At 65.4% G+C, this 14,309-nt stretch carries 11 protein-coding genes; 3 read left to right on the forward strand and 8 right to left on the reverse strand.

The window, feature by feature from the left end; translation table 11 throughout:
• Positions 1 to 34: 34 nt before the first annotated feature.
• The 6 genes from ASC75_RS03790 to ASC75_RS03815 all read right to left on the reverse strand — a co-directional run bounded on the left by ASC75_RS03790 (position 35) and on the right by ASC75_RS03815 (position 7,562).
• Entirely contained in the window at positions 35 to 883 is an 849-nt protein-coding gene (locus tag ASC75_RS03790; RefSeq protein ID WP_055970693.1) for an alpha/beta fold hydrolase, read from the reverse strand.
• Between the two features lie 106 nt (positions 884 to 989).
• Positions 990 to 2,498 carry a tripartite tricarboxylate transporter permease gene (locus ASC75_RS03795; protein WP_055970694.1) on the reverse strand — a complete coding sequence of 503 codons (1,509 nt, stop codon included), beginning with the start codon at positions 2,496 to 2,498 and terminating at the stop codon, positions 990 to 992.
• Positions 2,499 to 2,508: 10 nt separating this feature from the next.
• Positions 2,509 to 2,970 (reverse strand): tripartite tricarboxylate transporter TctB family protein, encoded by a 462-nt coding sequence (locus tag ASC75_RS03800; RefSeq protein WP_055970695.1) that lies wholly within the window; start codon positions 2,968 to 2,970, stop codon positions 2,509 to 2,511.
• Between the two features lie 194 nt (positions 2,971 to 3,164).
• Complete coding sequence (locus tag ASC75_RS03805; protein WP_055970696.1) at positions 3,165 to 4,142, reverse strand: tripartite tricarboxylate transporter substrate-binding protein; 978 nt, start codon at positions 4,140 to 4,142, stop codon at positions 3,165 to 3,167.
• A 217-nt stretch (positions 4,143 to 4,359) separates the two neighbouring features.
• Positions 4,360 to 5,721, reverse strand: a complete 1,362-nt coding sequence (locus ASC75_RS03810) for a sigma-54 dependent transcriptional regulator (protein WP_055970697.1) — start codon at positions 5,719 to 5,721, stop codon at positions 4,360 to 4,362.
• Positions 5,718 to 7,562, reverse strand: a complete 1,845-nt coding sequence (locus ASC75_RS03815; RefSeq protein ID WP_082496384.1) for a sensor histidine kinase — start codon at positions 7,560 to 7,562, stop codon at positions 5,718 to 5,720. Before ASC75_RS03815 ends, ASC75_RS03810 begins: the two co-directional genes overlap by 4 nt.
• 122 nt (positions 7,563 to 7,684) lie before the next feature.
• Here ASC75_RS03815 and ade point away from each other — a divergent pair, with 122 nt between their 5' ends.
• Entirely contained in the window at positions 7,685 to 9,496 is a 1,812-nt protein-coding gene (gene ade, locus ASC75_RS03820; RefSeq protein ID WP_055970698.1) for an adenine deaminase, read from the forward strand.
• A gap of 144 nt (positions 9,497 to 9,640) precedes the next feature.
• On the opposite strand, the gene ASC75_RS03825 is transcribed toward ade, so the two are convergent.
• Entirely contained in the window at positions 9,641 to 10,723 is a 1,083-nt protein-coding gene (locus ASC75_RS03825; RefSeq protein ID WP_055970699.1) for an alpha/beta hydrolase, read from the reverse strand.
• 181 nt (positions 10,724 to 10,904) lie between these two features.
• Positions 10,905 to 12,362, reverse strand: a complete 1,458-nt coding sequence (locus ASC75_RS03830; RefSeq protein WP_055970700.1) for a TrkH family potassium uptake protein — start codon at positions 12,360 to 12,362, stop codon at positions 10,905 to 10,907.
• A gap of 153 nt (positions 12,363 to 12,515) precedes the next feature.
• Between ASC75_RS03830 and ilvA the strand changes: the two genes are divergently transcribed.
• Positions 12,516 to 13,772 carry a threonine ammonia-lyase IlvA gene (gene ilvA, locus ASC75_RS03835; RefSeq protein ID WP_055970701.1) on the forward strand — a complete coding sequence of 419 codons (1,257 nt, stop codon included), beginning with the start codon at positions 12,516 to 12,518 and terminating at the stop codon, positions 13,770 to 13,772.
• Positions 13,769 to 14,308, forward strand: coding sequence for a DUF1697 domain-containing protein (locus ASC75_RS03840; RefSeq protein WP_055970702.1), 540 nt, complete (start codon positions 13,769 to 13,771; stop codon positions 14,306 to 14,308). Before ilvA ends, ASC75_RS03840 begins: the two co-directional genes overlap by 4 nt.
• Position 14,309: the final 1 nt, after the last annotated feature.

A 14,309-nucleotide genomic window follows, 5' to 3' on the forward strand; every position in this document is an offset into this window, starting at 1 on the left:
TGCGTGAGACTTGCCGGCGAGCCGTGCGGAAATCCTATTTCTGGTCGATGAAGGCCAGCACCGACTTGTTGTACTCGTCAGGCGCCTGCAGCATGGCGAAATGGCTGGCATCCGGCAGGATGATCAGCTTGGCGCCGGGTATGGCGGATGCCATGTCGTCGGTGTGCTGGCGCTTGATCGCCTCGTCATGATCGCCGGTGACAATGGCCGTTGGCACGGTGATCTTGCCGAGTTGTTCCTTGGTCCAGTTGGGCTGCGTTTTCCACATCTCGCTGATCTGCGCGACGAATGCGTCGTACTGGTCCGGCGTCTTCGACAAGCGGCGATAGTCATTGCCGGAGCGCTCGATATAGGCGCCGAAGGTCTTGTTGGTTTCGACGCCTGGGTCGACACCGTCGGTGGTGACGTTTGCCGCGTGGGCATAGAGCCTGGTCAGTCGTTCCGGGTGCTTCATGGCGATGTCGAGGCCGATGATGCCGCCGTCGCTCCAGCCAACGAGTGCCGTCTTGTCGATCTTGAGGTGGTCGAGCAGGGCCAGATAGTCGGAGGCCATCAGTTCGTAGCCGAAGGGTTGGGCGTCGCGTGTCGAGCGGCCATGGCCGCGGCTGTCGGCGACGATCACCTTGTGGCTCTTGGCAAGTTCCGCGACCTGGCTCGACCAGATGTCGGCATGGCCGAGGCCGCCATGGATGAGCAGGACTGGATCGCCGGCGCCATACACGGCGTAGTACATCTCGATGCCGTTGACCTTGGCATAGCCGCTTTCGTCGGCCTTTGGCATCGGAGCCGGGTCCGGCAAGGCCAGCCATCGTTCTTCTGCGCCGGCAGGCCAGGCTGACAGGGCGAAAAAGGCAACAATCAATGCAGACCACAAAGTACGCATCACCGCCTCCGTTGGACGAGCGCGCCAAGTCACTGCCTTTGCTCCGAAAAAGTCAACGGGCGGAAAGTCCGCCCGTTGTTCTTTCGCGAAAGTATGCGTGGAGCGCCTATTCCTCTTCGACGAAGACTTCGTCGCGCTTCTTGCGCACCGCCGGCAACAGCACGACGATCAGCACGGCGGCTGCGAGCGCCAGCAGGATGGCGCTGATCGGGCGGGTGACGAAGGTGGTCGGATCGCCACGCGACAGGATCATGGCGCGGCGCAGGTTCTCCTCAAGCAGCGGGCCGAGCACGAAGCCGAGCAGCAGTGGCGCGGGCTCGCAGCGCAGCTTGACCAGCGCGTAGCCGATCAGGCCGAAGAAGGCGACGGCATAGAGGTCGAAGACGTTGGAGTTGACGCTGTAGACGCCGATGGCACAGAACGCCATGATGATCGGGAACAGCACGTAGTAGGGCACGGTCAGAAGCTTCACCCACAGCCCGATCAGCGGCAGGTTGAGCACGATCAGCATCAAATTGCCGATCCACATCGAGGCGATGATGCCCCAGAACAGCGCCGGCTGTTCGGTCGCGACGTTGGGGCCGGGCACGATGCCCTGGATGATCATCGCGCCGATCATCAGCGCCATGACCGGGTTGGCCGGGATGCCGAGCGTCAGCATCGGGATGAACGACGTTTGCGCACCGGCATTGTTGGCCGATTCCGGACCGGCAACACCGGCGACTGCACCCTTGCCGAACTCTTCGGGGTGCTTGGAAACGCGCTTTTCCACGGTGTAGGAGGCGAAGGCCGCGAGGATCGCGCCGCCGCCCGGCAGGATGCCCAGCGCCGAGCCGATGGCCGTGCCGCGCAGGATGGGCGCTGCCATTTCGCGGAAATCCTGGCGCGTCGGCATCAGGCCCGAGACCTTGGCCATCAGCACTTCGCGGGTCTTTTCGCTTTCGAGGTTGCGCAGGATTTCGGCGACGCCGAAGACGCCGACCGCGACCGCGACGAAGTTGAGCCCGTCGGCATATTCGCGGATGCCGAGCGTGAAGCGCGGCGTGCCGGTGTAGATGTCGGTGCCGACGAGGCCGAGCAGCAGGCCCAGAACCACCATGGCCAGGGCCTTGATGACCGAGCCATGGGCGAGTGCGATCGACGATACGAGGCCGACGACCATCAGCGAGAAATATTCGGCCGCTCCGAACTGCAGGGCGATGGCCGTCAGCGGCGGGGCGAAGATCGCGACGAGGAAGGTCGAGACCGTGCCGGCGAAGAAGGAGCCGATGGCCGCGATGGCAAGTGCTGCCCCGGCGCGGCCCTTTCGGGCCATCTGGTAGCCGTCGATGGCGGTCACTGCGGACGAGGATTCGCCCGGCATGTTGATCAGGATGGCGGTGGTCGAACCGCCATATTGCGCGCCGTAGTAGATGCCGGCGAGCATGATCAGCGACGAGACCGGATCGCCGATCTGGAAGGTGATCGGCAACAGCATGGCGATCGTTGCCGTGGCGCCGATGCCGGGCAGCACGCCGATGAGCGTCCCGAGCAGCACGCCGATCAGGCAGAAGCCGAGATTGTAAAGCGTCGAGGCGGTCGAGAAGCCGAGCGCGAGATTGTCGAAGAGTTCCATCTCATCCCCCTCAGAACGGCAGCCAGGGGCCGAAGCGCTGGAACGGCAGGCCGAGCGCGTAGCTGAATACGACGACCGAAAACAGCGTCACGCCGGCGGCAAGCAGCACGGCGGCGAGCGGCTTCATCCGGGTCGAGGCGAAGGCGGCGATCAGGCAGGTGAGGAAGATCGACGGCACGAAGCCGAGGCCGCGTACGGTGAGGCCGAAGAAGACCGGCGCCGGCAGGATGAAGGCCATGCCGCGCCAGGCGATCGGGCCGATCGGCTCGCCGGCGACGCGGGTGGCCTGGACGACGACGATGAGCCCGAGCAGGATCAGCACCAGCGCGAGCACGAGCGGGAAGTAGCCCGGTCCCATGCGGAAGGTGGTGCCGAGCTCGAGGCCCAGCGCCTGGATGGCGAAGAAGGCACCGGTGGCGACGAAAATCGCACCGCAGGCGCCGTTGGTGGGATCGATGGAAAGCTTGTTCATGGTTGCCCTCTCTGGGGATCCATCAGGAAGCGCCCCCACGGTTGGCCGCTTTGCGGCCACTTTCTCCCACTTGAGGAGAAGAGGAAGGCGCCTGCGCCGACAGTCTCCTCTCCCAACGGGGAGAGGCGGCCGAGCGTAGCGGAGGCCGGGTGAGGGGCCGGGTCTCTCAACCCAGCCCCGTTGGACCCTTCAGCTTAGTCGGCGAACTGGCCGGCGGCCTCGATGATCGGCTTCCAGCGCGCGATCTCGCCTTCGAGCTTTGCCTTCAGCGCTGCCGGGGTGGCGTCGGCATCCGACGACGGCGCAGTGCCGAGCTCGGCGAAGCGGGCAACGACGTTCGGATCCTTGAGCGCCTTCTGCAGCGACTGCGACAGGCGCTCGGTCACTTCGGCAGGGGTGCCCTTGGGGGCGTAGACGCCGTGCCAGATGCCGACTTCCATGCCGTCGAGACCGCCTTCCTTGGTGGTGGGAACATCCTTCAGGACGTCGAGGCGGGCAGGCGAGGTCACGGCATAGGCCTTGATCGTGCCGGCCTGGATCTGCTTGGTGGTGTTGGTGGTCTGGTCGCACATGATGTCGACCTGGCCGCCGAGCAGGTCGGTCATGGCCGGGCCGGTGCCCTTGTAGGGAACGGTGACCAGCGGCGTGCCGATGGCGCTCATGAACAACATGCCGCACAGGTGCGAGGCAGCACCGATGCCGGCATTGGCGACGGTGACGGTGTCCTTGTTGGCCTTGGCATACTCGACCAGGCCCTTGAGGTCGGTCGGCGCCAGATCCTTCTTGGCGACGATGGTCATCGGCACCTCGGTGACCAGGCCGACATATTCGAAGGCGTTCAGCGTGTCATAGGCGAGCTTGCGGTAGAGCGTGGCTGATGTGGCCATGCCGATGTGGTGGAGCAGCAGCGTGTAGCCATCCGGATCGGCCGAAGCGACGCGGCCGGCACCAAGCGTGCCACCGGCACCGCCGACGTTTTCGACGATGACCTGCTGGCCGAGATCCTTGGACATCGATTCGGCGACAAGGCGCGTCACCGTATCGGTCGGGCCGCCGGCCGAGAACGGCACAACGACGGTGATGGTGCGTTCGGGATAGGTCTGCGCGTTGGCGGCGAGCGGGAACACGGCAAGGGTTGCGGCGGCCGTGAGCGAGGCGAGCAGTCTCTTCATGAAATCCTCCCGGGATATTTTCTGGTCTGTGGTTCCACCCGCGCCTGGTGCCTCCCTGCGCCGGCGGTGGATGGGCAATTAGGACCGCTGGCGCGGACGCACTGCAATGCATGCAGTGAATTCGAGCCGGCAATAATCATCAAACATCGTGCGAATGGGTGAAAAAGGTAACATCGCTGCGCTTACGTGTGTGCGTTTCCACACATCGGAAGCGCGTTCACTCGTCCAGACCATCCGCAGCGCCCAGGCGATTCTTGTCGAGGCCGTAGCGTTGCATCTTTTCGTAGAGCGTCTTGCGCGAGATTCCGAGCTGCTCGTAGACCGGCTTGAGGCTGCCGCCATGGGCGGTCAGCGCGGCCGAGATCGCGTTCTTCTCGAAGTCGGCAACACGGTCGGCAAGGCGGTCGCCGTTGCCATTGGCCTCGGCCGGGCCGTCGGGCAGCTGCAGCCCGAGGCCGAGCACGAAGCGGTCGGCGGCGTTGCGCAGTTCGCGCACATTGCCCGGCCAGTCGCGCCGGGCGACTTCGGCGATGGCCCGGGGCGGCACGTCGACGTCGTCGCGGCGGTAGCGCGCCGCTGCCTCGCGCGCCAATTGCAGGAACAACAGCGGCACGTCCTCGCGCCGCGACGACAATGCCGGCATGCGCAGCGTCACCACGTTGAGCCGGTAGAGCAGGTCGGCGCGGAAGCGGCCGGCAGCGACCTCGGCGTCGAGGTCGACCTTGCTGGTGGCGATGAAGCGGACGTCGAGCGCGATCGGCTCGTTTGAGCCGAGGCGGGTGATGACGCGCTCCTGGATGACGCGCAGCAGCTTGACCTGGAGGTCGGCGGGCATCGAGCCGATCTCGTCGAGAAGCACCGTCCCGCCGCGGGCGTGCTCGAATTTGCCGAAGCGCGGGCGCAGCGCGCCGGGAAAGGCGCCGGCCTCGTGGCCGAACAGTTCGCTCTCGATCAGCGTTTCGGGCAGCGCGGCGCAATTGATGGCGACGAACGGCTTCGTCGCCCGGGCACTGATGTCGTGCAGGGCGCGTGCGGTCACCTCCTTGCCGGTGCCGGTGTCGCCGATGATCAGCACGTCGGCGTCGGTGGCGGCAATGGCGCGGAGCCTGTAGCGCAGGTCGACCATGGCCTGGCTGCGCCCCGGCAGGCGCGCCTCGATGTCGTCGCGCTTTCCCGCCACTGCGCGCAACTCGCGGTTTTCCAGCACGAGGCTGCGCCTGTCGATGGCGCGCGCCGCCATCTCTGTGAGGTGCTGGGTGACGAAGGGCTTTTCCAGAAAATCATAAGCGCCTTCGCGCATGGCGCGCACGGCGAGCTGCACGTCGCCGTGGCCGGTGACCAGTATGACCGGGATGTCGGCGTCGATCTCGCGGATGCGGCCCATCAGCGTCATGCCGTCCATGGCCGGCATGCGCACGTCGGTGATGACGACGCCGTTGAACCCTTGCGTGATGAAGTCGAGCGCGCGTTCGGCCGACGAGACGTCCTGGACGGTGAAGCCGGCGAGGTCGAGCGACTGGGCCGTCGAGCGGCGCAACTCGTCCTCGTCGTCGACCAGCAGGACGATGGGCGGTTTCATTCGGCTGCCTCACGCACCGCAGCGCGTGCCGCGTCGAGCTCGATGGTGAACAAGGCGCCCCCCTCAGGATGATTCAAAACCGCAAGGGTTCCGCCGAAGTCTTTGACTATATTGTAGGAAATGGAAAGTCCCAGTCCGAGGCCCTTGCCCACGCCCTTGGTCGAGAAGAACGGGTCGAAGATGCGTTCGGCAATCGCTGCCGGCACGCCGGGCCCGTGGTCGCGGATGGTGATGGCGACCCTTGAGCCCTTGCGCCGCGCGGCAAGCTCGATGCGCCGGTCGGCAAGGCCTTCGATGGCATCGGCGGCGTTGGTGATGATGTTGACCAGCACCTGCTGCAGCCGGACGGAGCCGGCCTTGACGGCGAGCGGCGCCGGTCCGAGATCCACCGTCAGCGCCGCATCGGCGGCCTTGAGGCGCCAGGCCACGATCTCGCCGGTGTCGCGCACCACCTCGTCGAGCGCGACCGGGCCGAGCTTCTGGTTGGGCTTGCGGGCGAAATTCCTGAGGTGCCGGCTGATCGAGGCCATCCGGTCGGCGAGGCTCGAAATGCGCGAGACATTGTCGCGGGCCTCGTCGATGCGCGCGCGGTCGATCAGCGTGGCGGCATTGTCGGCGTAGGTTTTCACCGCCGCCAGCGGCTGGTTGAACTCGTGCGAAAGGGCCGCCGACATCTGGCCGAGCGCGGCGAGCTTACCGGCCTGGATCAGGTCGGCTTGCGTCTGCCTGAGCTGCTGTTCGGCGGTGCGGCGCTCGGCGACTTCCGTCTCCAGCCGGCTGTTGACCTGGGCGAGGTCGGCGGTGCGTTCCTCGACCCGTCGTTCGAGCTCGACTTGGGCGCTTTGCTGGAGCTGCATGCGCTCGGCGAGGCGGGCGCGGCGCTGCAGGATGATGGCGCCACCCAGGCCCGCGAGGCTGAGCGCGAGCAGCGCCGAGACCACGGCCGTCAGCGCCTGCGCATGGGCGGAGGCGGTGTCGGCCAGCACGCGCACTGTCCAGCGCGCCTCGGGCATTTCCTCGGCCAGTTCGAGGAATTCACGCGACTTGCCGTCCTCGGTGATGCGAAGGAGGGCACGGCCGTCTTCGGCCGTATTTCGTGCCACCGGCAGGTCGCGCAGCATGGCATCGGCATAGCGGCGCGACGCCTCGGTTCGGGCGCGCCGCTCGTCGGTCAGCGGATTGAGGCTGGCATAGAGCCAGTTGGGCCGCCCGCTCATGAAGATGATGCCTTCGGGGTCGGTGACGATGATCTCGTGGTCGCCGCCCTTCCACGACGCCTCGATGGCGTCGATGTCGACCTTGAAGACCACGACGCCGCGGATCTCCATGCCGATGCGGACAGGCGAGGAGAAATAGTAGCCGCGCTTGAGGGAGGTGGTGCCGAGCGCGAAGAAACGCCCGAGATTGCCGCGAATGGCATCCTGGTAGTAGGGCCGGTAGGAGAAGTTCTCACCGACGAAGCTGAGCGGCAGGTCGTAGTTGCTCGCCGCGATCGTCTCGCCTCCGGGGATCAACACATAGATGTCAGAGGACTTGAGTAGCGCGTTGATTTCCTTGAGGTAATCGTTGGCGCGCGCGCGCAGGACGGGGTTGTCGGGGTCGCTGACCAGCTCCTTGATGTCGTCGTGGTCGGCGATCAGTTCGGGCAATGGCTCGAAGCGGTTCATCTGGCCGGACAGCGCCGCCACCGCCAGGCGCAGCGTGGTCTCGCCGCGCGACGCCGCTTCGTCGAGGTAGATCCGGTTGGCGAAGGCGCCGCCGAAAAACACGATCGCCGCCGCCAGCACCGCCGCGGCGAGTCCCGGCCACAACCAGCGGCGTGATTTGAGAAATGGCGGCATCGAAGCTGACCGGACCTGTTTGGCGTGACGAGTATAGCGGGCGGGCGTGGCCAAACAACCAAGGCCCTGTTTTCCGCCGTGGCTTTCGTTACAGTCGGGCAAAGCAGTCAGGAATCCCAGCAATGCCCAACAAATCCGCCTTCGCCAAGCCGCGCCCCTGGACCGAGACCGCTCCGGTGCTGGTCGACGTCGCCATGGGCCGTCTGCCGGCCGATCTCGTCATCCGCAACGGCCGCTGGGTGAATGTGCATTCGGGCGAGATCATTGCCGGCACCGACATTGCCATCGTCGCCGGCCGCTTCGCCTATTGCGGACCCAACGCCAGCCACGCCATCGGCCAGGGCACCAAGGTGGTCGATGCCGGCGGCCGCTATCTGGTGCCCGGCCTGTGCGACGCGCACATGCATGTCGAAAGCGGCATGGTGACGGTGACCGAGTTCTGCCGCGCGGTGATCCCGCACGGCACGACCTCAATGTTCATCGACCCGCACGAGATCGCCAACGTGCTCGGCCTGCCGGGCGTCAGGCTGATGCATGACGAGGCACTCGCCATGCCAATCAACGTGCATGTGCAGATGCCGTCCTGCGTGCCGTCCGCACCGGGGCTGGAGAATGCGGGTGCTGCGCTGACTGTCGCGGACGTTGCCGAGGCGATGACCTGGGAGAACATCATCGGCCTGGGCGAGGTGATGAACTTCCCTGGCGTTGCCGCCAACAACCCGGTCATGTCGGGCGAGATCGCCGAGACGGTCAAGGCTGGCAAGACGGTCGGCGGCCACTATGCCTCGCGTGACCTCGGTCTGGCGTTCCACGGCTACGTCGCCGGCGGCCCCGAGGACGACCACGAAGGCACGCGCGCCGAGGACGCGATTGCCCGCGTCCGCCAGGGCATGAAGGCGATGCTGCGGCTGGGCTCGGCCTGGTATGATGTCGCCAGCCAGATCAAGGCCGTGACCGAGATGGGCATCGACCCGCGCAGCTTCATCCTGTGCACCGACGACAGCCATTCCGGCACGCTGGTGCATGAGGGGCACATGGACCGCGTCGTGCGCCACGCCATCCAGCAGGGGCTGAAGCCGGTGACGGCAATCCAGATGGCGACGATCAACACCGCCCAGCATTTCCGCCTCGAGCGCGAGATGGGCTCGATCACGCCGGGCCGGCTCGCCGACCTGCTGATCGTCTCCGACCTCGCCGAAGTCAAGATCGACGAGGTCTATGCCCGCGGCGTGCGTGTCGCCAGGGCCGGCAAGCTGGAGATCGACATTCCCGCCTACGCCTACCCGGCCGAGGCCAAGAAGACGGTCAAGCTGGGCAAGAAGCTCGGGGCCGCCGATTTCGACATCAAGGCACCGGAAGGCGCCAACGAGGTGCGCGTGCGTGTCATCGGCGTGATCGAGAACCAGGCGCCGACGCGTGCGCTGGAGGCCGACCTCGCCGTCGAGGACGGGCTGGTAGCCATGGACCGCCGCAACGACGTCTGCCAGATCGCGCTCGTCGAGCGCCACCGCGCCACCGGGCAGGTGACCAACGCCTTCGTTTCCGGCTTCGGCTACATGAAGGACTGCGCGCTGGCTTCGACGGTTGCCCATGACAGCCACCACATGATCGTTGTCGGCACCAACAAGGCCGACATGGCTTTGGCCGCCAACCGGCTCGGGCAGGTCGGCGGCGGCGTGGTGCTGTTCTCGGAGGGCAAGGAACTGGCGCTGGTCGAAATGCCTATCGCCGGCCTGATGTCGGACGAACGCGCCGAGATCGTCGCCGCCAAGGCCGACAGGCTGGTCCAGGCGATGCGCGACATGGGCTGCAGCCTCAACAACGCCTACATGCAGCACTCGCTGCTGGCGCTGGTGGTGATCCCCGAGTTGCGTATCTCGGATGTCGGGCTGGTCGACGTCACGACCTTCGAGAAGGTCGATCTGTTCATCTGAGCGGGGCTTCAGAATTTCCTTCCCCTTGTGGGGAGTGGCAAAGGGTGGGGGCGAGTTGCCTGCACCCGATGTGATGTTCTGAGCTCGCGAGGCACCCCCGCCCTTACCCTCCCCACAGGGGAAAGGAGACGTCGGCGAAGCGTGCTACTGCAGCCCGCCGCCCAGCATGTTGATGCGGTCGGTGACCTCGCGGTCGCTGGCAAAGCCGTCGTCGGCGCGCAGGCGCTGGCCGAGCAGCTTCACCATTTGCGGGTTGTCGGCGAACTTGGTGTGGTTGAAGCTGTCGCCGCCCTTGGCGTCGGACAGGTCGACGACGATGACGCCATATTCGGCGAGGTCGGCGGCATTCTTGTAGTCGCCGAGGCGCGGCTTGGAGCCAGCGATCAGCCCCGACAGCTTGAGTGCGCGGTCGTCGCCAGAGGTCATCAGGAAAAACGGCTTGGTCGGCTTGCCGTAGCGGCGCATCTGGGCCTTGAACACGTCGACGTCGATGTCGGGCGAGGCCAGCACCACGTCGCCGAGCTTGCCGCCGAGGTCGCGGTCGCCGGTCAAAGCCAGCTGGCGCAGCGCTTCCATGGTGACCCAGGTGCCCATCGAATGCGCGACGATGTCGATGCGGCGCGCGCCCGACTGAGCAAGCATTCGCAGCGTCACTTCCAGCTGGTCGCGGGCCGCCGCGGCACTTTCCTTGTCGTAGACATAGTCGGTCGTGCTGCCGCCCGAAGCCCAGGAGAACAGCACCGGCGTGCCGGTATAGCCAGAGTCGTGCGCGATCTGCGTGGCGCGGTAGACGCCGGCGTCGAACGAGGTGTTGTAGCCATGCACGAACAGCATGGCGCGGCCGCCGCGGGCGGCGATGTCGGCGCTCAGCGCCTTGGAGAATTCCGGCTGCGTCTCGTAGCCGACGGCGTCGGTGGCGGTGAAGTATTTGGTCGGGTCGGCATCCTTGCCGCTCTTGCGGCGCTCGATCTGGCCGACCTGGTGGATCTTCGGCACGGTGACGTTGACGCGTGCGAAGTTGAGCGTCGCCGAGCGGCCGCGATCGAACACCTGCTTGTCGTCGCTCGCGCGTTCGCGCGTCGATGCGACGAAGATCGCATGGTTGCCGGCGATCTCCGAAACCGGGACGTTGACGACAGCGCCCGTCAAAAGCTCGCCGGACGGCTGGTTGATGCAACCGGACAGAAACAGGGCGGCAAGGGCTATGCAGAACTTCGACGGTGACACTTTTGATGATCTCTCTGACGGGCAAGGCGTGCAGCGTGCCTTCCTCGGGACCGCCTGATAGTGGCGGAAGTAAGTCGGGTCCAGTCGAAAAGGACCGCCCGGGGGGAAGTCGCTCGCCGACTGTTGCCCGATTGCCGAAATTGTGGCGGAAACAAGGGCTTCCGCATTCCAGTTCACGGATCTAGCGACCCCAGAAAGTCGGCGTGAAGATGACCAGCACGGCGAGGATTTCGAGACGCCCGAGCAGCATCGCCGCCGAGCAGATCCACTTGGCAGTGTCGGGCAGCGACGAGAAATTGCCGACCGGGCCGATGATCGGGCCGAGGCCCGGTCCGACATTGGTGAGCGAGGTCAGCGAGCCGGTGACCGCGGTGATGAAATCGAGCCCTGTGGCGCTGAGCAGCACGATGGTGATGGCCCACAGCACCATGAACGAGGCGATGAACAGCACCACCGCACTTTGCATCTCGGGGGGCACGGTTCGGTCGCCGTAGCGCACGGGGATTACCGTGTTGGGGTAGATCAGGCGGCGCAAGCCGTTGGACAGGAGTTCGAACAGGACAAGGAAGCGATAGGCCTTGATGCCGCCGGTGGTCGAGCCGGAGCAGCCGCCGAGGAAGGTGGCGACGAAGATGCAGCCGATGGCGAATGGCCCCCACAGGCTGTAGTCGTCGCTGGCAAATCCCGCCGTGGTGATGATCGACATCAGGTTGAAAGTCGAATGGGTCAGCGCCGTGAAGAACGGCATGCCCATGTTGATGCGCAGGTAGATTGCGACCGCCACGGCGAAGACGATGCAATAGCCGGCATAGACCCGGATCTGCGGATCGCGCAGCGCATCGAGACGGCCGCGCACCGCAAACAGGATCATGATCGAGAAGGGCAGGCCGCCGATGAACATGAAGACGATGCCGGTCCACAGGATCGCGGGATTGTCGGCATAACGCACGAACGAGGTGTCGTGGGTCGAGAAGCCGCCGGTCGCCACCGTCGACATGGCATGGTTGATGGCGTGGAAGCCGTCCATGCCGGCGGCCACGTAGGAGATGGTGCAGGCGACAACCAGCACCGTGTAGATGCCGATCAGGCTGACAGTGAAGGTCTGGAAGCGTTCGAACGGCCGGTCCTCGATGTCGGAGGATTCGATCTTGAAGTAGGACACGCCGCCGATGTTGAGGAACGGCAGCAGGAATAGGCCGAGCGCGATGACGCCGAGGCCACCCATGAAGCTCAGCAGCGAGCGCCAGATGAGGACGCCGGGCGGAGCGCTGTCCAGGCCGTTGATCACGGTCGAGCCGGTGGTGGTGACCCCCGAGACAGACTCGAAGAACGCATCGGTGACGCTGAGATCCAGCGACGAGGTCATGAACGGCACCGCGCCGGCGATCGCCAGCGTGATCCAGAGGAAATTGACCAGCAGGAAGCCGAAGCGGGTGTTGGCAGGCGGGGTGCGTCCCTGCGTGGCGAGTGCGACCGCCAGCGCCAAGCCTCCCATGAACATGGCAGTGAAGGCGAAGGACTGCCAGTCGTCATTGTCGTAATAGAGGTCGACGGCTGCCGGGATCAGCATTGCGACGGACAGGTAGATGGCAAAGACCGCCGCAATGTGGATCGCGGCGCGGACGGCTATTCTGTTCACCGAGACGTGTCCCCAAATGTATCGCGGCGAGCCAATGAGCCGGTTCGAACCTGACGGCAGGAGCCGAACTGTGGCTTCGCCGTGCCGAATATGCAATAGCGCATCGAGACGGGCCACAGCATTTGCCCCGCGTGTTTCAGGAGTGCCGTTGCCATGACCAGTTTTGCCGAAAAGGTTTCGCTGGCGGCGGAGGGGGTGAGGCAGCTCTTTCCAGAAACGCCGCTGCAGGAGAACGACTATCTATCGCGCAAGACTGGCGCGCGCGTGCTGCTCAAGCGCGAAGACCTGACGCCGGTCCGCTCCTACAAGATTCGCGGCGCGCTCAACTTCTTCCGCAAGGCGCTTGCCGCCGGCAACCAGGCCGAGCTGTTTGTCTGCGCCTCGGCCGGCAATCACGCCCAGGGTTTTGCCTTCGTCTGCCGCCACTTCGGCAAGAAGGGCGTGGTGTTCATGCCGGTGACGACGCCGCAGCAGAAGATCGACAAGACCAAGCTGTTCGGCGGCGAATTCGTCGAGATCAGGCTGGTCGGCGATTTCTTCGACGAGTGCTATCGCGCCGCGATCGAGTTTGCCGAGGGTTCGGGCGGCCACATGGTGCCGCCCTTCGACCACAAGGACATCATCGAGGGGCAGGCGACGGTGGCGCTCGAGATTGCTGCCCAGATGCCTGGCGGCAAGCTTCCCGACATCGTGCTGCTGCCGGTCGGCGGCGGCGGATTGTCGGCGGGGGTGACGCGCTATTTCGCCGAGACCGGCGCTGCGCCGCGCTTCGTCTTCTGCGAGCCGGCGGGTGCGCCAAGCCTGCGCGACAGCCTCGCCACCGGCAAGCGGGTGAAGCTGGCCAAGGTCGACAATTTCGTCGATGGCGCAGCCGTCGCCGAAATCGGGCGCGAACCTCTGCGCCTGCTCAAGGAATTCCCCGCCGAGGCGGTCAAGCTGGTGCCGGAGAACCGGCTCTGCGCGACGATGATCGAGATGCTCAATGTCGAGGGTGTGGTTCTCGAGCCGGCGGGCGCCCTGGCGATCGACGTGCTCAAGGATTTTTCGAAGAAGGAACTGAAGGGAAAGACCGTTGTGGCGGTGGTCTCGGGCGGCAATTTCGATTTCGAGCGCCTGCCCGACGTCAAGGAGCGCGCACTGCGCTTCGAGGGGCTGAAGAAATACTTCATCATCCGCTTTCCCCAGCGCCCCGGCGCCCTGCGCGACTTTCTCGAGATCATGGGGCCCCAAGACGACATCACCCGCTTCGAATATCTCAAGAAGTCCGCGCGCAACTTCGGCTCGGTGCTGATCGGCATCGAGACCAAGGACCGGCGCAATTTCGACCTGCTGCGAGCGCGCTTCGACGTCGAGGGCGTGCAGTATCAGGACATCACCGACAACGAGACCCTCGGCGGCTTCATCATATGAGCGTGTTCGTTGCGCTGTTTTCCGGCATCAATGTCGGCGGCAACCGCATCGTCAGGATGGCCGAGCTGAAGGCGTTCTTCGAGGAGCTCGGCTTCACCGGTGTCGCGACCTATATTCAGAGCGGCAACGTCGTCTTCAAGGCCGGCGATCGCGCTGCGGCCGGATTGACCGCGCAACTGGAAAAGGCCTTCGAGGAGCGCTGGGGCTTTCGTTCCCGCCTCATGGTGCGCGATGCCGCCTGGTATGAGCGGTTGGTGGCGGAAAACCCGTATCCGGAGGCGGCGCAAGACCACACCAAACTGCACGCCTATGCGCTGGAGCGCGCGCCGACGCCTGAGGAAATTGCGCCGCTGGCCGAGCGCTGCACCGGGCCGGAGCGCTTCCTGGTCAAGGGCGACGTGCTTTACCTGCACGCCCCTGACGGGCTCGGAAAGTCGAAATTTGCCGAAGTCCTGCCGCGGGTGCTCAAGGTGCCGGGCACGGCGCGCAACTGGCGCACCGTGCTGACCTTGCTCGACATGGTCGGAAAGGCCTGAA

This window comes from Aminobacter sp. DSM 101952, from assembly GCF_001424795.1.
GTDB lineage: Bacteria > Pseudomonadota > Alphaproteobacteria > Rhizobiales > Rhizobiaceae > Aminobacter > Aminobacter aganoensis.